Source organism: Pasteurella pantherarum, assembly GCF_049670885.1.
Taxonomy (GTDB): Bacteria; Pseudomonadota; Gammaproteobacteria; order Enterobacterales; family Pasteurellaceae; genus Pasteurella.
In genome coordinates, this window is sequence record NZ_CP187173.1 from 650,039 (window position 1) to 671,973 (window position 21,935).

The following is a 21,935-nucleotide window of genomic DNA, read 5'->3' on the forward strand; positions in this document are numbered from 1 at the left end:
ACGGTAAACTAGTTTACTAGTGCAATATTATGTGTTAAGTTGACCGAACTTGATAAACTTTTCATGATTAACCTTTAAGGATTCAACCCTTTTTTATTAGAAGTAAGTGAGCACAACATGACTGAATATAAGAATGAAATTTATATTGAAAATGATGACACCCGAATTGATAAAATTGAACAAGTTTTACCGCCAGTGGCATTATTAGAAAAATTTCCAGCCAGTGAAACTGCCGTTAAGGTCGTTAGAAAAACCCGTAAAAAAGCCCATGACATTATTCATCAAAAAGATGATCGTCTATTAGTGATTATTGGACCTTGTTCGATTCATGATCCTGTCTCTGCCCTTGATTATGCACGTCGCCTTAAAGCCATGCGTGAAAAATATCAAGACACCCTCGAAATTATTATGCGAGTGTATTTTGAAAAACCTCGCACGACGGTAGGCTGGAAAGGATTAATTAACGATCCGAATTTAAATGGTACATTTGAATTAAATGAAGGTTTACGGATTGCTCGTAAATTATTATCCGATATTAATGATTTATCGGTGCCAGCAGCAGGTGAGTTTTTAGATATGATCACGCCACAATATGTCGCAGACTTCATGAGTTGGGGGGCTATTGGTGCAAGAACCACAGAATCACAAGTGCATCGTGAATTGGCATCAGGTTTATCTTGTGCCGTTGGATTTAAAAATGGCACGAACGGGAGCGTAAAAATTGCCTTAGATGCCATGGGTGCCGCAGAAGCACCGCATTATTTCTTATCAGTAACCAAGTTTGGTCATTCTGCGATTGTATCTACGAAAGGGAATGAGGATTGCCACATTATTTTACGTGGTGGGGAGCAAGGTCCAAACTATAGTGAAGAAGATGTGAATGCAGTATGTGCCGATATTGAAAAAAGTGGTCGTATTCCTCATGTCATGGTTGATTTCAGCCATGCTAACAGCTGTAAACAATTCAAAAAACAGCTAGATGTTTGCCAATCCGTTTGTGATCAAATTCGCAAAGGATCAAAACAAATTTTTGGTGTGATGATTGAAAGCCATTTGGTGGAAGGTCGTCAAGACTTGGTTGATGGTAAGGCAATCACTTATGGTCAAAGTATTACCGATGCCTGTATTGGCTGGGACGACAGTGAAGAAGTGCTTGCTGCACTTTCAAGTGCTGTCTTGGCTCGTCGTCAACTGACAAAATAATACCCCAAATTCACGTTGATGTGCGATGCCTAAATAAGAAAAATGAGGCATTTTATATGGGATACGTGAGAATAGGTTGTTAAGCCACGGTATTTAAAAGGCTGACTTCAATGAAATATTGAAATCAGCCTTTTGCTTTTTGTTAGGTGGCTGAAATCGCTTTGGCGATCAACAGGGCTTCATAGTTGATTACACAGAAGCCCTTTTTCAAAATTTTGTCAAAATCGACCGCACTTTAAGCGGCTAATCGTTCAAAACCTGCTTTGAGATCGGCAATAAGATCTTGGGTATCTTCCAATCCAATGTGCACTCGAATTAATGTGCCTGTGAGTTTACGTTCGATATTCGGGCGAATGCGAGCGATTTCTTCAGGTTGATTGTACAAAATTAACGACTCAAATCCGCCCCAAGAATACGCCATGCTAAATAATTGGAAATGATTCATAAAGCGTTCCAATTGATCTTGGGTTAATTTTTGGTGTAATTCAAAAGAAAATAAACCGCTTGAGCCTGTGAAATCACGTTTGAAAAATTCATGCCCCGGACAGCTTGGCAGTGCAGGATGATATACGGTTTTGACTTCAGGGCGTGTTGCTAGCCACTGGGCAACTTCAACACTTTTTTCGTGGTGTTGTTTCAAACGAACATCAAGGGTACGAATGCCTCTTGCGGTCATGTAAGCACAATCGGCAGAAACGGTTTGTCCCATTAAATAAGATTGTTCTCGCAAGGTCGGCCAACAGCGTTTATTTGCTACGGCAGTGCCGATCATCACATCAGAATGACCCACTAAATATTTTGTGCCTGCTTGAATAGAAATATCAATATCATGTGCAAGGGCATTAAAATACAACCCTGCCGCCCATGTGTTATCAATCATAATGATGATTTCGGGCTGAATGGCTCGCACCGTGCGGACAAGAGTAGGAATATCAGGCACTTCCATGGTGAGTGAGCTTGGGGCTTCTAAAAACAGCACCTTAGTATTTTTTTGTACAAGAGAGGCAATATCCGCTCCAATTAACGGATCGTAATAGGTGGTTTCTACATGGAGTTTTTTTAAGATTTGATTACAAAAATCTTGTGTCGGTTCATAAGCCGCACCAGTCATTAAAATGTGATCGCCTGCTTGCACGAAAGATAAAATGGCATTACTAATTGCCGCTGCTCCACAAGGGTAGAGATAACAGCCTTCTCCACCTTCCATTTCTGTCATCAGATCTTGCAATGCAAAATGTGTTAATGTGCCGCGTCTGCCATAAAAAAGAGCCCCTTTTGTGCGGTTGATGGTGGCGTGTTTTTTATCCGCCAGTGAGTCAAACACAAGAGAAGAGGCACGCTGAATAACAGGATTGACGCTACCTGCGGTGAATTTTTTATCACGTCCAGCATGAATCAGTGCAGTGGTTTGGGAATATGTTTTTGTCATGTTGTGTTCCATTTAAAAGAATAAATAAGATAATAATAATTGTTGCGATAGGTAAAACCAACTATCTAACAGGCTTAACCTTACCTACAATGATTGCGTTCATTTTGCTTATTTTTTATTCATGCAAAATGATTTAACCAATTTTTTTAATAGGAGATTTTTTACTATGGTATTAGTCACTCGTCAAGCACCAGATTTTACAGCATCAGCCGTGTTAGGTAACGGAGAAATTGTTGATAAATTTAATTTTAAACAACATACCCAAGGTAAAGCCGCCGTTGTGTTTTTCTATCCACTTGATTTTACTTTTGTATGTCCATCAGAACTTATCGCATTTGATCACCGTTATGAAGAATTCCAAAAACGTGGCGTGGAAATCATCGGTGTATCTATCGATTCACAATTTAGCCATAATGCATGGCGTAAAACCCCCGTTGAAAATGGCGGTATCGGCGAAGTGAAATATGCCTTAGTGGCGGATGTTAAACACGAAATTGCCCAAGCCTACGGTATTGAGCATCCTGAAGCGGGTGTGGCACTACGTGCTTCATTCTTAATTGACAAACAGGGTGTTGTTCGTCACCAAATCGTGAATGATTTACCATTAGGTCGTAACATTGATGAAATGTTGCGTATGGTAGATGCCTTACAATTCCATGAAGAGCATGGTGATGTTTGCCCAGCACAATGGGAGAAAGGTAAAGAAGGGATGCAAGACAGCCCAGAAGGCGTAGCAAAATACTTAAAACAGCACGCTGAACAGCTTTAATTTAAAAGCAAAAAAGAGGCTAATCTTTTGATTAGCCTTTTGTTTTTTAAAACTTTTTCAAAAACCACCGCACTTTTACTGTGCTTGCCCTTTTACTGCAATATGCACGGTGATTTCTTCACGATCATGATACAAATGCTTGGCTTGAAGCTGGAAAGCAATGCCTTGTTCTTCGAGCGTATTTTCCAATTGTTGCAAGCATTGTTGCACTTCTAAATAACGTTTTTTCATGGGTAATTTCAAATTGAAAATGGTTTCCTGACACCAACCGTTGATAAGCCATTTGCTGATTAACTGGGTAATACGGCGAGGTTGTTCTACCATATCACACACTAACCAATGAATTTTGCTACGTTTGGGTGGTTGGAATTTAAAGCCATCTTCGGGACAATGCTCAATCCGTCCTGTTTCATGTAAGCTGTCTGCCATTTTGCCATGATCGACGGCATACACAAATAAGCCGCGTTTTACTAATTGGTATGTCCAGCCACCAGGACAAGCACCAAGATCGACCGCATACATACTGTCTTTTAAACGGTTCGCTTCTTGTGCTTTAGGGATAAAGGTTAAAATCGCTTCTTCCAATTTTAAGGTGGAGCGGCTTGGGGCATCTGCAGGGAATTTTAAACGAGGGATTCCCATGAAATGGCTAGAATGATTGTGATTATAAGAATAACCGACATAACAGCTCGTTGAGGTAACAAAGAACACGTGTAACGTTACGCCACGAGTTTTACTGTCATTAACAAGCCACTGTTGTTTTCTTAATGCTTGACGCAGTGGTACAGTGAATTTACGGCAAAAGCCAGATAACTCTTTTGCTTCATTGGTATCTGCCGTTTCAACAAAGATGTCGCTACTGTTTTTGAGATTCACTTGAGTAGCAACGTGTTGATATTGTGCCACAATGGGACTGATGCGATCTTCTGGTGAAAGATCCGCTAATAAATCTGAAACCACCACCATTTGACGAGCAAAAATCAATTGGTTGAATGGAATTTCTTTGGCAAGGCGATCGGCATCGCCTGCTTGATAGCATTCAAAAATGATATAACCACGGTTTTCTTGTACACGAGCGAAACCAAAAATAGCCAGTGCGGTGGCTTTTTCAGTGATTTCTGCGGCGACTTCTTTTTCAAAGCCGATACGGCAATATAAAGCTAATTTATTCATTATGTTGTTTCATTGTTTTTATGATCCAAGCACGGAATGCCTGAATACGTTCATCATTTATTTCAAAATGATTCACCACATAAAAAGATTTTGGATCTCTTAGCATCGTGGGTAATGCAATCTGTAAATGTCCATTATCAATTTCTTGCTGTGCTAAAATGCGATTTGCAAGCACTAAACCCTGTCCATGAATAGCCGCTTGTAATGCCATAAAGGTATGACTAAAGAGGGATCCTTGCTTAATATTTAAATCCTCTAATTGCAAAAGGTTTGCCATATTTTGCCAGTTATCACGGGTATAGGTATGAATTAAGGTATGGGCGGTTAAATCTTCTTTTGTGTGAATCGGTTTTTGTTCCAATAGTTTTGGCGAGCCAAGAATGAGGAGATTTTCTTCCACTAATTTTTCAACTTGCAGATTATCCCAGTTTCCTTGTCCATAATAAATAGCAATATCAATTTCTTTGCTTAATAATCCCTCATCGTGATCCACCCCTTTTAAACGCACTTCAATTTCTGGATGTAATTTATTAAATTCGCTTAAATGTGGGACGAGCCACTGAATCCCGAAGGTTTGTGGCACGCTAATGGTGAGATGTTTATTTTGTTTTTGTGCCAATAAATTGTCAGTGGCTTCTGCTAAACGATGTAAAATTTTGCTCACATCAGTGAAATAGGTTTTGCCTAATTCCGTTAATGCTAAGGCACGATTTTTACGTTTAAACAGTTCAATGCCTAAAAAATCTTCTAACAGTTTAATTTGATGGCTCACCGCAGCCTGTGTGACAAAGAGTTCTTCGGCGGCTTTGGTGAAGCTTAAATGCCTTGCTGCAGATTCAAATGCTTTCAATGAATTCAAGGGAGGCAAACGTTTACACATAATTCTTCTCAATGTTAAATTTTTGATCTATAATATATCAGATTTCTTTCGCATTAGTTTTTCTAATGTATCAAATAAAAAAATATCTTTTGTCTATTCTCAAACATTTCACTACAATGCACGCATACTTAATGATTGGTAATTCCTTACTGGTTAAAGAGTTTCGGACTTAAGTATGATGTTGTGTTTGCATATTGTTTGGGAAACCAAACAGGGTAACTTTTTTTGAAGTTACTTATTTTCACTTCCTGTATATTTATTTAAACCCTTTTTGGTTATACACCGCTCTTTTGAGCGGTGTTTTTTTATGGGCTGAATTCTAGCACAATCCCACCATGATTTCTTGTTTAACTTCATTTTCCTTTTGCTATTTGGTTGATTGCTCAGATTTTTTTCAGGGCAAATATTTGCAAGCTTTGCAGAATGGTGTAGATTGAACAGTATTTTCGAACACAACTATGAAGGTGATAACAATGACAAAAAATATCGATTGGAAAAATTTAGGTTTTGGCTATATTAAGACGGATTATCGCTACATTGCTTATTGGAAAGATGGCAAATGGTCTAAGGGGGAATTAACCCAAGATAACGTATTACATATTAGTGAAGGTTCAACGGCATTGCATTATGGACAACAATGCTTTGAGGGCTTAAAAGCCTATCGTTGTAAAGATGGTTCAATTAACCTTTTCCGCCCAGATCAAAATGCATTACGTCTTCAGCGTAGTTGCCAACGTCTGTTAATGCCAGAAGTGCCTACTGAAATGTTTATTGATGCCTGTAAACAAGTGGTGAAAGCCAACCAAGAATGGTTAGCCCCTTACGGTACGGGTGCAACCTTATATTTACGTCCATTTTTGATTGGTGTGGGCGATAATGTGGGCGTGAATCCTGCTTCAGAATATATTTTCTCCATTTTTTGCTGTCCTGTCGGTGCTTATTTTAAAGGTGGATTAAAACCAACCAATTTCTTAGTCTCTAATTATGACCGTGCAGCACCACATGGGACAGGTGCGGCGAAAGTAGGTGGAAACTATGCTGCAAGCCTTTACCCAGGCAAAAAAGCCAAAGCAGAAGGATTTGGCGACTGTATTTATTTAGATCCTACAACCCATACTAAAATTGAAGAAGTCGGGTCTGCCAACTTTTTTGGTATCACGAAAGACAATAAATTTTTAACGCCACTTTCCCCTTCTATTTTGCCAAGTATTACAAAATATTCGTTACTTTATTTGGCAGAAACTCGTCTTGGTTTAGAAACAGAAGAGGGCGATGTGTATATTGATCAGTTAGATCAGTTTAAAGAAGCTGGGGCTTGTGGGACGGCTGCAGTCATCACCCCAATTGGTGGAATTCAATATGGTGATCATTTCCATGTTTTCTATTCTGAAACGGAAGTGGGTGAAATCACAACAAAACTTTATAATGAATTAGTGGGGATTCAGTTCGGTGATATTGAAGCACCAGAAGGCTGGATTGTGAAAGTCGACTAATTTTCATCTCCAATAAAAAAACAAAAGTGCGGTCAATATGAAAACTTTTTTCAAACTGACCGCACTTTTGCAGTAAACAGAAATGAAAACGGGAAACCTTTGGCTGGTTTCCCGTTTTGGTTTTGTGGATACGATAGGATTTATCGATTTAATTCACTTTTGTCCACCGCTTCAAATGGACGTTCGGTTTTCCCCATATAAAGCTGACGTGGACGAACGATTTTCATGTTGCCTGGTTTAAACATTTCTTTCCAGTGTGCAATCCAACCGACCGTTCTTGCTAAGGCAAAGATCACGGTAAACATAGACGTTGGAATACCAATGGCTTTTAAGATAATGCCTGAATAGAAGTCCACGTTTGGATACAACTTGTGTTCAATAAAATAAGGATCGTTTAAGGCAATACGCTCAAGCTCCATGGCAACATCAAGCAGTGGATTTTGAATATTTAATTCATTCAACACTTCATGGCAAGTTTGACGCATCACTTTTGCTCGTGGGTCATAGTTTTTATAGACACGATGCCCAAAGCCCATTAAACGGAAAGGATCATTTTTATCTTTCGCTCGGGCAATAAATTCTGGAATACGATCCACCGTGCCAATTTCTTCCAACATATTCACACAAGCTTCATTTGCACCACCGTGTGCAGGTCCCCAAAGTGAAGCAATGCCTGCCGCAATACAAGCAAATGGGTTTGCACCTGAGGAGGCGGCAGTACGCACCGTTGAGGTGGAGGCATTTTGTTCATGGTCTGCATGCAGAATAAAAATTTTATCCATAGCACGTTCTAACACAGGGTTCACTTCATACTCTTCACAAGGGGTCGCAAACATCATGTAAAGGAAATTACCTGAGTAAGAAAGGCGATTTTGTGGGAACATGAAAGGCTGCCCAATGGAATATTTGTAACACATGGCAGCAAGGGTTGGCATTTTGGCAAGCAAACGGATGGCGGTGATTTCACGGTGTGAAATATCGTTAATGTCTAAAGAGTCGTGGTAGAAGGCAGCGAGTGCACCACTGACACCACACATAATCGCCATCGGGTGAGAGTCTCGACGGAAGCCATGAAAAAAACGCGAAATTTGTTCATGAACAAGGGTATGACGGCGGACAAGTTGAAGAAAGTTTTTATATTCTTCAGGGGTTGGACGTTCACCAAATAAGAGCAAGTGTGCTACTTCGAGATAGTCTGCATTTTTTGCAAGTTCCGCAATTGGGTAGCCTCGGTGTAATAACACACCATTATCGCCATCAATATAGGTAATTTCAGAACGGCACGAGGCGGTTGACATAAATCCAGGGTCAAAAGTAAAAAGTTTATTTTTGACTAAGGATTGCACATCCACAGCATCGTAACCGAGTGAACCTTTGTGTACAGGTAGGTCGTATTCACGTCCATCGCTTAGGGTCAATTTTGCAGTTAATTCAGACATAGTTCATCCTTATTTTGTGTGAGTTGTGTTGTTTTGTTATAAAATTTTTAAACAATATAACCTTAATTTTATGAGGTGTCTTTATTCTTGATGAAAAAAAATGGTAAATAATCGGTTGTGCTTTCAAAGTGCGACAAGGATCAAAAAAACCATAAAATGTTAATACAATGTTACACAATAGTGTTGCTTATTAAAGTGATTTGTTTTTTAATCATATAACGGTGTGATTAAAAAAGAAAAATTATTATTGCTAAATCCTTTTGTATAATAGCCATGTCATTTAGCTATGATTGTTATCAAATAATTCTATTCAGGTGGACACAATGCAACAAAAAAACTCAATTCGCGAGTGGCTAGATTCAAGTGCTCTTGGTGGTATTAACCAGTCTTATATCGAGGAGCTTTATGAGGAATATCTGTGCGATCCCAATTCTGTTGATGCCAGTTGGCAAACCATTTTTAACGCCCTTCCTAAACATGTTGCAGTAGAACAACCCCATTCTCAAGTCCGTGATTATTTCAAACGTTTAGCCCGAGACCATTCGCCCAATGGCAAGGAAGTGATTGACCCTCATGTGAGTGCAAGATTAGTCAAGTTGTTAGCATTTGTGAATGCACATCGTAATCGAGGTCATCTCCATGCGGATCTTGACCCATTACGTCTTTGGCAACGTATGGATGTTCCAACATTAGATTATAAATACCACGGTTTCACGGAAAGTGATTTGGATAAAATCTTTGATTTAGGGGGCGAGGTGGCTCATCTCAATCAAATTTCCTTACGAGGATTGCAGGCGTTATTGCAAAAAACGTACTGTGGAACGATTGGTCTTGAATTTATGCATGTGAACGATGTGGAAGCAAGAACATGGTTGCAAAATAAACTGGAAGTACGTGTCACGCAGCACTTTAAAAAAGAAGAACAACTTAAATTTTTGGCTGAATTAACCGCAGCAGATGGGTTAGAGCGGTATTTAGGGGCAAGATTTCCAGGTGCTAAGCGTTTTTCATTAGAAGGAAGTGATGCATTTATTTTGTTAATGAAGGAAATTGTGCGTCATGGTAAACGCAATGGCATTGATGAGATTGTGATGGGCATGGCACACCGGGGCCGTTTAAATATGTTGGTTAATGTATTAGGTAAAAAACCGTCAGAATTATTTGATGAATTTGCAGGCAAACATCATGGTAACGGCACGGGGGATGTGAAATATCACCAAGGTTTTTCGTCTGATTTTATGACCGATGATGGCATGGTGCATTTAGCTCTGGCATTTAATCCTTCTCACTTAGAAATTGTTAGCCCTGTGGTGATTGGCTCGGTGCGAGCAAGACAAAAGCGAATCAACGATCATGGCAAAGCGAAAGTGTTGCCCGTTACGGTGCATGGGGATTCTGCGGTTATCGGGCAAGGTGTGGTACAAGAAACCTTAAATATGTCTGCCACAAGGGGCTACAACGTGGGGGGAACCATTCGTATTGTCATCAACAACCAAATTGGTTTTACCACCTCGAATCCTCATGATACCCGTTCCACAGAATACTGTACGGATATTGCGAAAATGATTGAAGCCCCCGTAATTCATGTGAATGGCGATGATCCTGAAGCGGTGGCGTATGCCGCCCGTATGGCTGTGGAATACCGCACTTTATTTAAACGGGATATTTTCATTGATTTAGTTTCTTATCGTCGTCATGGACATAATGAAGCCGATGAACCCTCAGCCACTCAACCATTAATGTATGATCGAATTAAAAAACATCCTACACCACGTAAAATCTATGCAGATCGTTTAATTGCCCAAGGGATCATTCATGAGGAAGACGCCACCGCACTTTTAAATGATTATCGTGATGCTTTAGACCGAGGAGATTGTGTGGTGTCTGAGTGGCGAGAAATTGATTTAACCGCAAAAGATTGGACACAATACCTCAGTCGTGAATGGTGCGAATATGAAAGCCAGTTTGATGCAGACCGTTTTAAAGGGTTAGCGAAAAAAGTCTGTGAATATCCTGCTCAGCATGAATTGCATTCTCGTGTCAATAAAATTTATTCAGATCGTGCATTAATGGCAAAAGGTGAAAAGTTATTTGATTGGGGCATGGCTGAAACCATGGCGTATGCCACCCTATTAGATGAAGGCTATCATGTGCGTTTATCGGGGGAAGATGCAGGACGAGGCACCTTTTTCCACCGTCATTCGGTGTTGCATAACCAAAAAGACGGCACCCTTTATATTCCATTGGCAAATTTACATGGCTCTCAAGGGCGATTTGAAGTTTGGGATTCTGTGTTAACCGAAAATGCGGTATTGGCGTTTGAATATGGTTATGCCACGACGGATCCAAAAACCTTAACCATTTGGGAAGCCCAATTTGGGGATTTTGCAAACTGTGCACAAGTGGTGGTGGATCAGTTTATCAGTTCAGGTGAACAAAAATGGGGCAGAATGTGTGGGTTAGTGATGTTATTACCACATGGTTATGAAGGGCAAGGACCTGAACATTCTTCTGCACGTTTAGAACGTTATTTACAGTTGTGTGCCCAGCAAAATATGCAAGTTTGTGTTCCTTCTACGCCAGCACAAATTTACCATTTGTTACGCCGTCAAATGATCCGTAAAGTTCGCCGTCCCTTGGTGGTGATTTCACCCAAATCCTTATTACGTCATCCATTAGCCATTTCCACAATGGACGAACTCATTCAAGGTAAATTCCAAAATGTGATACCTGAAATTGATTCACTGGATGCCAAACAGGTGAGACGGGTTGTCATGTGCTCTGGTAAAGTGTATTACGATTTAGTCGAACAACGTCGTAAAAATAACCAAACAGATGTGGCGATTATTCGTATTGAGCAGCTTTATCCTTATCCACATGAAGAAATGAAAGAGGTCTTAGCTCCTTACAGCCACGTCACAGACTATGTATGGTGTCAAGAAGAGCCGTTAAATCAAGGGGCTTGGTATTGTAGTCAACATAATTTTGTGACATCAATCCCTGCCCACGGTAAACTTCGTTATGTCGGGCGTCCAGCTTCAGCATCGCCTGCGGTGGGTTATATGGCATTACATCTTGAACAACAAACGGCACTGGTGACAGAGGCATTAGCATAATAAAAGGAAAAGTGTGGTGAAAACCTGTCTAAAATAGACCGCACTTTTCGCATAATTAAACCTGAAAAAAGGAAAACAAAAATGAGTCATTTTGAGATTATTACCCCAGATTTACCTGAATCCGTCGCCGATGCAACGGTGGTAACTTGGCATAAAAAAGTGGGAGATAGCGTCAAGCGTGATGACATCTTAGTTGAAATTGAAACGGATAAAGTCGTGCTTGAAGTGCCAGCACAATCTGATGGTGTGTTGGAAAGCATCATTGAAGCAGAAGGGGCGACAGTGGTCAGCAAACAATTATTAGGAAAATTGGCTGCCGCTGTTGTAGCAGGTGGAGTGACCAAAAACACAGTAGCCACGCAAGAGCCGACCCCTGCCGATCGTCATCATGCCACATTAAGTACAGAATCGGTGGGCAGTGAGAGTATCAGCCCGGGGGTTCGCCGTTTAATTGCGGAGCATGATTTAAATGCAGAAGACATTAAAGGTACAGGCGTGGGGGGGCGAATTACCCGTGAAGATGTGGAAAAAGTGCTGGCGAGCAAAGCTCAAACTGCGGCAGAACCTGAGCCTGTTAGCACATTTACGCTTGGGGAGCGTGATGAAAAACGTGTGCCTATGACCCGTTTACGTAAACGTATTGCAGAACGTTTATTAGAAGCCAAAAACAGCACCGCCATGTTGACCACCTTCAACGAAGTGGATATGGCACCCATTATGAATTTACGCAAAACATACGGCGAAATATTTGAAAAACGCCATGGTGTCCGTTTAGGTTTTATGTCCTTTTATATTAAAGCCGTGGTGGAAGCCTTAAAACGTTATCCAGAAATCAACGCCTCCATTGATGGCGATGACATTGTGTATCACAACTATTTCGATATCAGTATTGCGGTCTCCACACCACGTGGATTGGTCACCCCAGTCTTACGCAACTGTGATAAGTTAAGCATGGCAGAAATTGAAAAAGCCATTAAAGCACTTGCTGACAAAGGACGTGATGGCAAATTGACCGTAGAAGATTTAACAGGCGGCAACTTTACCATTACCAATGGTGGGGTGTTTGGCTCATTAATGTCCACACCGATTATCAATCCCCCACAAAGTGCTATTTTAGGTATGCACGCCATTAAAGATCGTCCCGTGGCGGTTAACGGTGAAGTGGTTATTCGTCCAATGATGTATTTGGCATTATCTTATGATCACCGTTTAATTGATGGACGAGAATCTGTCGGTTTCTTAGTCACCATTAAATCATTACTTGAAGATCCAACACGTTTATTATTAGACATTTAAACATTTATGGCATGAAGTGCGGTCGGTTTTAAAAAAATTTAAAATCAGACCGCACTTTTATTATGCTTTAGCCATTTTTGTTTAGGCACAATGCCTTCAATATGCTATTTTTTCTCTTGAAATATAGGCGGATAGACTATCGCCAGTGTACAAATTTTATTAAGATGTGTTTCTATTGCCTTTTATCAAGGTGATGGTTCTTCGGGCATGATACATCTATTTGCTTTTTTTAGCAGATTATGAACAATATAGTATCGGTGATGCGATGAAGATCACGCTTTTCTTCTTGTAAGAGGAAAGCATTTCACTATTCTCTTTTCTTGTGAAGACTTTGCGAGAGATACTGAATGATCAGTCATATTTAGCGTTGTTGCGACAAGGGGAAAAAGTATTGGCGAAGCAGAATTCGATGAGGTGATTTAAGGATTCTGAACGGAATCAAATGGAAGAGCATTTCATGCCGTCATTCCATAGGGTTAGCTATTTGAATAAAGACTTTTGCCATTTCTGACGATAAAATAAGCTCATTTTGAAAATGAGCTGATAATACGACAAGTAAGGAATACAACGCAATGAATCTACATGAGTATCAAGCGAAGCAAATTTTTGTGGGATATCAATTACCCGTTGGCAGAGGTTATGCCTGTAAAAGCACTGATGAAGCTGTAGAGGCAATGAAGAAGCTCAATGGTGATGTTTGGGTGGCAAAGTGTCAAGTGCATGCAGGTGGACGTGGTCAAGCTGGTGGCGTGAAATTAGTCCGTAATGAAGCTGAAATGCGTGCCTTTGCTGATCAATGGTTAGGTAACCGTCTTGTCACTTTTCAAACTGATGCAAATGGTCAGCCCGTTAACACGATTTATGTGGAAGAAGGGGCAAATATTGATCGTGAATTATATTTAGGTGTCGTGTTGGATCGCGCTTCTCAACGTGTTGTATTTATGGCGTCCACTGAAGGTGGCGTAGATATTGAAGAAGTCGCAGAAAATGCACCGCACTTATTACATAAAGTGGCTATTGATCCCTTAACAGGAGCCATGCCATATCAAGGTCGTGAGCTGGCGTTTAAATTAGGCTTACAAGGTGAACAAATCAAACAATTTGCACATATTTTTATCCAAATGGCGAAAATGTTTGTGGAAAAAGATTTAGCCCTTCTAGAAGTCAATCCATTAGTGGTCACCCAAGCAGGACATTTACTGTGTTTAGATGCCAAAATGGTAGTCGACAGTAATGCACTTTATCGCCAGCCAGACTTAAAAGCTATGCAAGATCCTACCCAAGAAGATCCACGTGAGGCCCTTGCAGAATCCCATCAGTTAAACTATGTGGCACTTGAGGGAAACATTGGTTGTATGGTCAATGGTGCAGGCTTAGCTATGGGAACCATGGATATTATTAAATTACACGGTGGTCAACCTGCGAATTTCCTTGATGTGGGCGGTGGGGCAACCAAAGAACGTGTGGCAGAAGCGTTCAAAATTATTTTATCGGACAGTGCCGTCAAAGCCGTATTAGTCAATATTTTTGGGGGAATTGTACGTTGTGATTTAATTGCAGAAGGCATTATTGCAGCCGTGCATGAAGTGGGGGTCAGTGTGCCTGTTGTTGTTCGTTTAGAAGGGACGAATGCCCCTTTAGGGCGTGAAATTTTAGCCAACAGTGACGTTAATATTATTGCGGCAAACACATTAACTGATGCTGCGATGCAAGCCGTAAAAGCAGCGGAGGGAAAATAAGATGGCGATTTTAATTAATCAAGATACCAAAGTGATTTGCCAAGGTTTTACTGGCAGTCAAGGCACCTTTCACTCGAAACAAGCCATTGATTACGGTACAAAATTGGTGGGTGGCGTATCACCTGGCAAAGGTGGCACCACTCATTTAGGTTTACCTGTTTTTAATACCGTTCGTGAGGCGGTAGAGGCAACAGGTGCGACTGCCACAGTGATTTATGTGCCTGCAGTGGGCTGTAAAGATGCCATTTTAGAAGCCATTGATGCGGGCATTGAATTAGTGATTTGTATCACAGAAGGTATTCCAACCTTAGATATGTTGCAAGTGAAACAACGCTTAAATCAAACAGGTGTACGCATGATCGGTCCTAATTGCCCAGGGGTCATCACACCTGATGAATGTAAAATTGGGATCATGCCGGGTCACATTCACCAAAAAGGCAAAATCGGGATTGTTTCTCGCTCTGGCACATTAACGTATGAAGCGGTGAAACAAACGACCGATGAAGGTTTTGGGCAATCAACTTGTGTCGGCATTGGTGGTGATCCGATTCCTGGCTCTAGCTTTATTGATATTTTGAAATTATTCCAAGATGATCCGCAAACAGAAGCCATTGTTATGATTGGGGAAATTGGCGGATCTGCAGAAGAAGAAGCAGCAGCGTTTATCAAAGAATCTATTACTAAACCCGTCGTGAGTTATATTGCAGGGGTAACCGCACCAAAAGGCAAACGTATGGGGCATGCAGGTGCCATTATTAGTGGTGGCAAAGGCACGTCTGATGAAAAATTTGCCGCCCTTGAAGCGGCGGGTGTCAAAACCGTGCGTAGTTTAGCGGATATCGGTACGGCATTAAAATCTTTGTTAAAATAGACCGCACTTTCATTATCTTTATGTAAAAAGGGCAAGCCGATGAGCTTGCTCTTTTTCTTTGTGAATGGGGTGGCACTAGCAAGAGGCATTTACAATCCTAACAAGGGTGGCTTAATTGGCTTTAAACCCCGTTTTTAGCTTAGAAGCTCGCTCATTTAAGCCCTTTTCTGGGCAAGAAAAAAGGCTGTATGATACAGCCTTTTTGATTTGATGAACGTAAATTAAGCAAGGATTGAATCTAACTCTTGGCTCACTTCTTCTACTTTTTTAGTGCCGTCTAAACGGAAATATTGGGTGTTGCCTGCTTTTGCTTCAGCTTGGTAGTAGTCCACTAAAGGTTTGGTGGTGGAATGGTACACTTTTAAGCGATCTAATACTGTTTCTGGTTTGTCATCGGCACGAATGATTAAATCTTCGCCTGTGACATCGTCTTTTCCTTCCACTTTTGGTGGATTGTAAACCACATGGTAAGTGCGACCTGAAGCAGGGTGAACACGACGACCGCTCATACGCTCAACAATCACCTCGTCTGCCACATCAAACTCTAAAACATAATCAATGCTGATCCCTGCACTTTTTAAGGCGTCTGCTTGTGGAATGGTGCGAGGGAAACCGTCTAATAAGAACCCTTTTGCACAATCATCTTGTGCCACACGTTCTTTGACAAGAGAAATGATTAAATCATCTGGGACTAATTGTCCTGCGTCCATTAAGGTTTTAGCTTGTTTACCTAATTCAGTTCCTGCTTTGATAGCAGCACGTAACATATCACCTGTGGAAATTTGAGGAATGCCAAATTTATTCATAATAAATTGTGCTTGTGTGCCTTTACCCGCACCTGGTGCACCTAATAGGATAATTTTCATAATGACCTCATTGGTTAAAATAATTTTATTTTTAACCGCACTTTGTGAGTGAAAAAGTGCGGTGTGATTTTTACTTGTTTTTCTACTAAAACAAAACGGCTAATGGTTGCTGAATTTAATAGAAATGTCAACCACTAAGCATTTATGCTGATTTCTGCACCGCCGTGGTGTTTTCTGCGTGCCATGGGGCAACTTTAAACAGCATTAACATCCCTGGGATTGCGGCAAAGAAGCAGATCCAAAAGAACATATAATAGCCGTAATTGGCAACAATCACCCCTGAAAATGCACTGAAGACTTTGCTCGGAATGGCGGCTAAACTGGTAAAAATGGCCAATTGGGTCGCGGTATAAAGTGGGTTGGTTTCTTTCGCCATAAAGGCAACGAAAGCAGCGGTGCCTAAACCGACCCCAATATATTCACCAATAATTACCACCGTGAGTACAAATCGCTCATACCATTCAATGGTTTCAAATTTGCCATAACTTGCCATCCACACGAAGCCAAGAATGGTAATTAATTGCACAAAACCAAAGATCCACAATGCTCGATTAATACCTAAACGTAGCATTAAAATGCCGCCGATCATCCCTGAGATGATGGATGCCCATAAGGAATTGAGTTTCACCACCGTGCCAATGTCTGTTTTGCTGAAACCCATATCTAAAATAAATTTGGTTTGCAGTGAGGTTGCAAGAGAATCCCCAAATTTATATAAGAACAGGAACAAGATTAAACCCAGTGCAGAAGCGACCCCTTTACGAGTGAAAAACTCTTTGAAAGGTAAGGCAAAGGTATGGTAGAAGGGGAGCGAACGATCAATTTGCGGAACGTTCGGTTCTTTACTAAGGAAAAGTGACAGGATCAAGCCTGGAATCATAAATAAGGCAGTGAAAATAAACACCATATCCCATGGCATACTGTCTGCCAGAATTAAGGCGAGTCCACCGGGAATCAAGCCTGAAATACGATAGGCATTGACGTGAATGGAGTTCCCTAAACCGAGTTCCTCATCACTTAAAATTTCACGGCGATAGGCATCAATCACAATATCTTGTACCGCAGAAAATACCGCAATTAAGGTGGAAAGTACCGCCACGGTTTGAATGTCTTCCACGGGATTGTATTGTCCCAGTAAGGCAAGTAACGCTAACAAACCGATTTGCGTGAGAAACATCCAACTACGGCGACGCCCTAAAAAACGAGGGTAATAGCGGTCAAGCAGTGGAGAAATGATAAATTTCCATGTATAAGGAAAACCAATTAAAGTAAAAAAGCCAATGGTTTTCACATCCACTTCACTGGAAGAAAGCCATGCGGGCACCAATTGAAATAACACATACAAGGGTAAGCCAGAGCTGAAACCAGTAAAAATACAAAGCAGCATATTGCGGCTAAAGATTTGGGATAATAGGCTAGGTTTATTTTCCATAAGTATTCTCGTTTTTGTTATTCACGGTAACCTTTCGGGTTATTTTTTTGCCAATGCCAAGTGTCTTTCATCATTTGATCAAGTCCACGTTCTGCTGTCCAGCCCAAGGCTTTTTTGGCGAGCTGGGGATCAGAATAACAGGTCGCAATATCCCCTGGTCGACGTGCTACTAACTGATATGGAATGTCGATGCCATTGGCTTTTTCAAATGCCTTCACCATATCCAAGACAGAATAACCTATCCCCGTGCCGAGGTTATAAATATGTAAGCCTGCATCACCTTCGTGACAATCAAGGGCTTTAAGGTGTCCGATCGCCAAATCGACCACATGAATATAATCTCGCACCCCCGTGCCATCATGGGTATCGTAATCGTGTCCAAATACCGAAAGCTGTGGCAGTTTGCCGATAGCCACTTGGCTGATATAAGGTAATAAATTATTAGGAATCCCTGTTGGATCCTCGCCGATTAAGCCGCTTTCATGGGCACCGACGGGGTTAAAATAACGCAAAATGGTGATGCTAAATTCAGGTGTTGCTTTGGCAATATCTGTTAACATTTGTTCCACCATAAATTTTGAGGTGCCATATGGATTCGTGGTGCCACCCACTTTGCAACTTTCGGTAATTGGAATGATTTCAGGATCGCCATATACTGTCGCAGAGGAACTAAACACAAAGTTCCATACGCCCGCTTTTTTCATCTCTTGGATCAGCACTAAGGACCCTGTGACGTTGTTCATGTAATATTCAGCAGGTTTTTGTACACTTTCTCCCACGGCTTTTAAACCCGCAAAATGGATCACAGATTGAATCTGATTTTCCGCAAAGATTTTTTGTAAAAGTGTGCGATCAAGGACATCACCTTGATAAAACGTCACCGTTTTACCTGTAATTTGTGAAACCCGTTCAAGGGATTTAGGGGAGGAATTACAAAGATTATCTAAAACAACCACATCTTTATTTGCATTAAGTAGTTCAACGACGGTATGCGAGCCAATATAGCCAGCACCACCTGTTACGAGAATTGCCATATTTCGTCCTTAGTTGTGGAATGGAGACAAAGAGTGATTAGTATAGATCTTTTGCTAAATAAGTGAAAGGGTTATCCCTAGCCTGTATTGAGAAGCCAATGTCAACACTATTACACTCAAAAAGGGTATTTTTGATTGATAAAAAGGCAGTTATGGGTGAGTTGTTGCCCAAAGTAGAACTGACTTTCCAACAGTTATTAACGGTGCAGATTTTTTATTTCTTGCTTGCTTCTCTTATGGTCGCCCTCGTCTTTTTTATTAAAAATCACGCAACCGATTACGCAAACGTTTACTCTTGAGAAAATTAGCGTAGAATACGCACTTATTTTTTATTGACTACTTTAATTTAAGGAAACCATATGTCGTTAGAAAAACATTTTGAGATTACTGCACGTGGCTCAAATGTACGTCAGGAAATTATCGCTGGGTTAACCACCTTTTTAGCCATGGTGTATTCAGTGATTGTCGTGCCGAATATGTTAGGTGCTGCAGGTTTTCCTGCGGAATCAGTGTTTATTGCCACCTGTTTGGTGGCGGGATTAGGCTCATTATTGATTGGCTTATGGGCGAATGTGCCTATGGCGATCGGTTGTGCGATTTCCTTAACTGCCTTTACTGCATTTAGCTTGGTGTTAGGTCAGCAGGTGAGTATTCCTGTCGCATTAGGTGCGGTCTTCTTAATGGGTGTGGTATTTACTCTGATTTCTGCCACTGGGATTCGTGCTTGGATTTTACGTAATTTACCAAGTAGCATTGCACATGGTGCAGGGATTGGGATTGGGTTATTCTTGCTATTAATTGCGGCGAATGGTGTCGGTTTAGTGGTGAGCAACCAAGCAGGTTTACCTGTGAAAATGGGCGAATTTACCTCATTCCCTGTATTAATGTCATTAATTGGTTTGGCATTGATTATTGGCTTAGAAAAAATGAAAGTCAAAGGGGCGATTTTATGGGTGATTATTGCTATCACCATCGTGGGGTTAATTTTTGATCCCAATGTTAAATTTGCAGGCAGCATTTTCAAAATGCCAACCTTTGGTGAACATTCCTTATTCCTTGAATTAGATTTAATGGGGGCATTACAACCTGCTATTTTACCTGTGGTGTTTGCCCTTGTGATGACCGCAGTATTTGACGCAACAGGCACGATTCGTGCGGTGGCAGGTCAAGCGAATTTGTTAGACAAAAATGGGCAAATTATCAATGGTGGCAAAGCCTTAACTTCAGACTCGGTAAGTAGCATTTTCTCTGGTGTATTCGGAACTGCACCTGCTGCGGTATATATTGAATCTGCGGCAGGTACGGCTGCTGGAGGGAAAACAGGCTTGACGGCGGTGGTTGTCGGTGTGTTATTCCTTTTAATGCTATTTTTCCAACCATTAGCCTTTTTAGTACCAGGTTATGCGACAGCACCTGCTTTAATGTATGTCGGCTTATTAATGTTAAGTAATGTGAGCAAATTAGATTTTGATGACTTCGTTGGGGCGATGAGTGGCTTGGTTTGTGCGGTCTTTATTGTGTTAACAGCCAACATCGTAACGGGTATCATGCTAGGATTTGCGGCATTGGTAATTGGTCGTCTTGTGTCGGGTGAAGTGAAAAAACTCAACCTTGGCACGGTGTTGATTGCAATCGCATTAGTGGCATTTTATGCATTTGGTTGGGCGATTTAAGTTTAAAAACAAAGAATAACAATCAGAGAAAACACAAAAAAATATAGCCGCACTTATGCGGCTATATGCGGAGTGTTGAATCAGACAAAGACAGCATTATTCACCAAGAGGTAAAAATAAGCTGTCTTTTGTTTTTTCTCTGTCTGCGATTGGATAAGTACCTTTAACCAAAATTTCTGCGGTAACCTCATCTAAATGACGGCGACCTGTAAACGCCATTGAGACATCCATCTCTTTATAGAAAATTTCCAATAAACGGCGTACACCATCTTCACCATACGCCCCTAAACCATGTAAAAAGGCTTTGCCCGTCATAAACCCTCGAGCACCCATTGCCCAAGCTTTCAGCATATCTTGCCCACTGGTGATGCCACTATCTAGCCAGACTTCAATGTTACTGCCTACGGCACTGACAATATTCGGTAATGCCCGAATGGTGGATAACGCCCCATCCAGTTGACGTCCCCCATGATTGGAAACCACAATGGCATCAGCACCTGATTTCACCGCCATTTCGGCATCTTCAGGTTCCATGATGCCTTTGATGATCAGTTTACCGCCCCATAACGCTTTGATTTCTGCCACATCGTCCCAGCTTAAACGTGGATCAAATTGTTCTGATGTCCATGAGGTGAGAGAAGATAAATCCCCCACATTTTTCGCATGCCCAACAATATTTCGGAACGTACGGCGTTGTGTTTGCAGCATTTTTAAGCTCCATTCCCATTTCGTGGCAAGATTTAGCCAGTTTGCTAAAGTGGGTTTGGGTGGGGCAGATAAGCCATTTTTAATATCACGATGGCGTTGACCTAGCACTTGCAGATCTGCCGTGAGAATCAGGGCAGAGCATTTCGCCGCTTGAGCCCGTTTAATCAGATTTCGCATAAACTCACGATCACGCATCACATAAAGCTGAAACCAAAATGGCTTGCTCGTGTGTTCTGCGACATCTTCAATGGAACAAATAGACATGGTGGAAAGGGAAAAGGGAATGCCAAATTTCTCTGCCGCCCGTGCAGCATGAATTTCACCATCGGGATGAATCATTCCCGTGAAACCTGTGGGGGCGATTGCCAGTGGCATTTTTACGGTTTGACCAATCATTGTCGTTTCCAGTGAACGCCCTTCCATATTCACCAGAACCCGTTGGTGCAACTTAATATCTTGAAAATCATTACGATTGGCGTGTAAGGTGCTTTCAGTCCAAGAACCTGAAATCACATAGTCATAAAACATTTTGGGGACTTTACGTTGAGCAACACGGCGTAAGTCTTCAAGACAGGTTATTTTAGATAAATCTTTACTCATAGGTTTCTCACTTTTAAATGATATTGATTCTTATTTTTGTTTATTTTATGCCAAAATCCTTTTTCAACAACGTCTTTTTTACAAAAAATTAACAAAAAGTGCGGTCGATTTGAGAAAAGTTTTTACTGTCGTTGGCGAGTTTAAGGGGGAAACTTGGTGGAAGTGGATAGAAAAGATGAAAGTAAAAGGGCGGTGAAGTTAAAAAACGTTTAAC

Annotated in this window: 16 protein-coding genes; 8 read left to right on the top strand and 8 right to left on the bottom strand. The window is 41.1% G+C overall.

The annotated features are described in order from the left end of the window. Window positions 1-117 precede the first annotated feature (117 nt). On the top strand, window positions 118-1,203 hold the full coding sequence (aroG, locus tag ACPEEM_RS03090) for a 3-deoxy-7-phosphoheptulonate synthase AroG (protein ID WP_424403743.1): 1,086 nt from the start codon (window positions 118-120) through the stop codon (window positions 1,201-1,203). A 235-nt stretch (window positions 1,204-1,438) separates the two neighbouring features. Here aroG and metC read toward each other — a convergent pair whose 3' ends face one another. Further along, on the bottom strand, window positions 1,439-2,632 hold the full coding sequence (gene metC, locus ACPEEM_RS03095; protein WP_424403741.1) for a cystathionine beta-lyase: 1,194 nt from the start codon (window positions 2,630-2,632) through the stop codon (window positions 1,439-1,441). A 166-nt stretch (window positions 2,633-2,798) separates the two neighbouring features. Between metC and ACPEEM_RS03100 the strand changes: the two genes are divergently transcribed. Continuing rightward, the gene (locus ACPEEM_RS03100; protein WP_424403739.1) at window positions 2,799-3,401 is read left to right on the top strand and encodes a peroxiredoxin C; all 603 of its coding nucleotides are present in this window, start codon (window positions 2,799-2,801) and stop codon (window positions 3,399-3,401) included. Window positions 3,402-3,476: 75 nt separating this feature from the next. Here ACPEEM_RS03100 and rlmM read toward each other — a convergent pair whose 3' ends face one another. After that, the gene (rlmM, locus tag ACPEEM_RS03105) at window positions 3,477-4,574 is read right to left on the bottom strand and encodes a 23S rRNA (cytidine(2498)-2'-O)-methyltransferase RlmM (RefSeq protein ID WP_424403737.1); all 1,098 of its coding nucleotides are present in this window, start codon (window positions 4,572-4,574) and stop codon (window positions 3,477-3,479) included. Then, window positions 4,567-5,454 (bottom strand): transcriptional regulator GcvA, encoded by an 888-nt coding sequence (locus tag ACPEEM_RS03110; protein ID WP_424403735.1) that lies wholly within the window; start codon window positions 5,452-5,454, stop codon window positions 4,567-4,569. The genes rlmM and ACPEEM_RS03110 overlap by 8 nt, the downstream gene beginning before the upstream one ends. Window positions 5,455-5,912: 458 nt before the next feature. Between ACPEEM_RS03110 and ACPEEM_RS03115 the strand changes: the two genes are divergently transcribed. Further along, entirely contained in the window at window positions 5,913-6,947 is a 1,035-nt protein-coding gene (locus ACPEEM_RS03115) for a branched-chain amino acid aminotransferase (protein WP_424403733.1), read from the top strand. Between the two features lie 140 nt (window positions 6,948-7,087). Here ACPEEM_RS03115 and ACPEEM_RS03120 read toward each other — a convergent pair whose 3' ends face one another. After that, the gene (locus ACPEEM_RS03120; RefSeq protein ID WP_424403731.1) at window positions 7,088-8,386 is read right to left on the bottom strand and encodes a citrate synthase; all 1,299 of its coding nucleotides are present in this window, start codon (window positions 8,384-8,386) and stop codon (window positions 7,088-7,090) included. A 323-nt stretch (window positions 8,387-8,709) separates the two neighbouring features. Here ACPEEM_RS03120 and sucA point away from each other — a divergent pair, with 323 nt between their 5' ends. From sucA to sucD, 4 genes are all read left to right on the top strand, one after another. Then, entirely contained in the window at window positions 8,710-11,502 is a 2,793-nt protein-coding gene (sucA, locus tag ACPEEM_RS03125; protein WP_424403729.1) for a 2-oxoglutarate dehydrogenase E1 component, read from the top strand. Between the two features lie 81 nt (window positions 11,503-11,583). Continuing rightward, entirely contained in the window at window positions 11,584-12,798 is a 1,215-nt protein-coding gene (gene odhB, locus ACPEEM_RS03130) for a 2-oxoglutarate dehydrogenase complex dihydrolipoyllysine-residue succinyltransferase (protein ID WP_424407694.1), read from the top strand. Window positions 12,799-13,370: 572 nt separating this feature from the next. Beyond that, a complete protein-coding gene (gene sucC / locus ACPEEM_RS03135; protein WP_424407696.1) occupies window positions 13,371-14,537 on the top strand; it encodes an ADP-forming succinate--CoA ligase subunit beta in 1,167 nt (388 codons plus the stop codon). Between the two features lies 1 nt (window position 14,538). Beyond that, window positions 14,539-15,408, top strand: a complete 870-nt coding sequence (gene sucD / locus ACPEEM_RS03140) for a succinate--CoA ligase subunit alpha (RefSeq protein ID WP_424403723.1) — start codon at window positions 14,539-14,541, stop codon at window positions 15,406-15,408. 221 nt (window positions 15,409-15,629) lie between these two features. Here the strand turns inward: sucD and adk are convergent, their stop codons facing one another. The 3 genes from adk to galE all read right to left on the bottom strand — a co-directional run bounded on the left by adk (window position 15,630) and on the right by galE (window position 18,740). Beyond that, entirely contained in the window at window positions 15,630-16,274 is a 645-nt protein-coding gene (gene adk, locus ACPEEM_RS03145) for an adenylate kinase (RefSeq protein WP_424403721.1), read from the bottom strand. Window positions 16,275-16,416: 142 nt separating this feature from the next. Continuing rightward, complete coding sequence (locus tag ACPEEM_RS03150) at window positions 16,417-17,706, bottom strand: AmpG family muropeptide MFS transporter (RefSeq protein WP_424403719.1); 1,290 nt, start codon at window positions 17,704-17,706, stop codon at window positions 16,417-16,419. Between the two features lie 17 nt (window positions 17,707-17,723). Further along, a complete protein-coding gene (galE, locus tag ACPEEM_RS03155; RefSeq protein ID WP_424403717.1) occupies window positions 17,724-18,740 on the bottom strand; it encodes a UDP-glucose 4-epimerase GalE in 1,017 nt (338 codons plus the stop codon). 359 nt (window positions 18,741-19,099) lie between these two features. Here galE and ACPEEM_RS03160 point away from each other — a divergent pair, with 359 nt between their 5' ends. Next, complete coding sequence (locus ACPEEM_RS03160; RefSeq protein WP_424403715.1) at window positions 19,100-20,413, top strand: NCS2 family permease; 1,314 nt, start codon at window positions 19,100-19,102, stop codon at window positions 20,411-20,413. 96 nt (window positions 20,414-20,509) lie between these two features. Here the strand turns inward: ACPEEM_RS03160 and ACPEEM_RS03165 are convergent, their stop codons facing one another. After that, the gene (locus tag ACPEEM_RS03165; RefSeq protein ID WP_424405961.1) at window positions 20,510-21,721 is read right to left on the bottom strand and encodes an alpha-hydroxy acid oxidase; all 1,212 of its coding nucleotides are present in this window, start codon (window positions 21,719-21,721) and stop codon (window positions 20,510-20,512) included. Window positions 21,722-21,935 lie beyond the last annotated feature (214 nt).

What these genes read in the sequence shown, in the direction of transcription:
- sucC (WP_424407696.1), top strand. Translation starts at nt 13,371, where the DNA reads ATGAATCTACATGAGTATCAAGCGAAGCAAATTTTTGTGGGATATCAA.
- adk (WP_424403721.1), bottom strand. Translation starts at nt 16,274, where the DNA reads ATGAAAATTATCCTATTAGGTGCACCAGGTGCGGGTAAAGGCACACAA.
- odhB (WP_424407694.1), top strand. Translation starts at nt 11,584, where the DNA reads ATGAGTCATTTTGAGATTATTACCCCAGATTTACCTGAATCCGTCGCC.
- sucD (WP_424403723.1), top strand. Translation starts at nt 14,539, where the DNA reads ATGGCGATTTTAATTAATCAAGATACCAAAGTGATTTGCCAAGGTTTT.
- ACPEEM_RS03160 (WP_424403715.1), top strand. Translation starts at nt 19,100, where the DNA reads ATGTCGTTAGAAAAACATTTTGAGATTACTGCACGTGGCTCAAATGTA.
- rlmM (WP_424403737.1), bottom strand. Translation starts at nt 4,574, where the DNA reads ATGAATAAATTAGCTTTATATTGCCGTATCGGCTTTGAAAAAGAAGTC.
- ACPEEM_RS03110 (WP_424403735.1), bottom strand. Translation starts at nt 5,454, where the DNA reads ATGTGTAAACGTTTGCCTCCCTTGAATTCATTGAAAGCATTTGAATCT.
- galE (WP_424403717.1), bottom strand. Translation starts at nt 18,740, where the DNA reads ATGGCAATTCTCGTAACAGGTGGTGCTGGCTATATTGGCTCGCATACC.
- ACPEEM_RS03150 (WP_424403719.1), bottom strand. Translation starts at nt 17,706, where the DNA reads ATGGAAAATAAACCTAGCCTATTATCCCAAATCTTTAGCCGCAATATG.
- ACPEEM_RS03165 (WP_424405961.1), bottom strand. Translation starts at nt 21,721, where the DNA reads ATGAGTAAAGATTTATCTAAAATAACCTGTCTTGAAGACTTACGCCGT.
- aroG (WP_424403743.1), top strand. Translation starts at nt 118, where the DNA reads ATGACTGAATATAAGAATGAAATTTATATTGAAAATGATGACACCCGA.
- ACPEEM_RS03120 (WP_424403731.1), bottom strand. Translation starts at nt 8,386, where the DNA reads ATGTCTGAATTAACTGCAAAATTGACCCTAAGCGATGGACGTGAATAC.
- ACPEEM_RS03115 (WP_424403733.1), top strand. Translation starts at nt 5,913, where the DNA reads ATGAAGGTGATAACAATGACAAAAAATATCGATTGGAAAAATTTAGGT.
- sucA (WP_424403729.1), top strand. Translation starts at nt 8,710, where the DNA reads ATGCAACAAAAAAACTCAATTCGCGAGTGGCTAGATTCAAGTGCTCTT.
- metC (WP_424403741.1), bottom strand. Translation starts at nt 2,632, where the DNA reads ATGACAAAAACATATTCCCAAACCACTGCACTGATTCATGCTGGACGT.
- ACPEEM_RS03100 (WP_424403739.1), top strand. Translation starts at nt 2,799, where the DNA reads ATGGTATTAGTCACTCGTCAAGCACCAGATTTTACAGCATCAGCCGTG.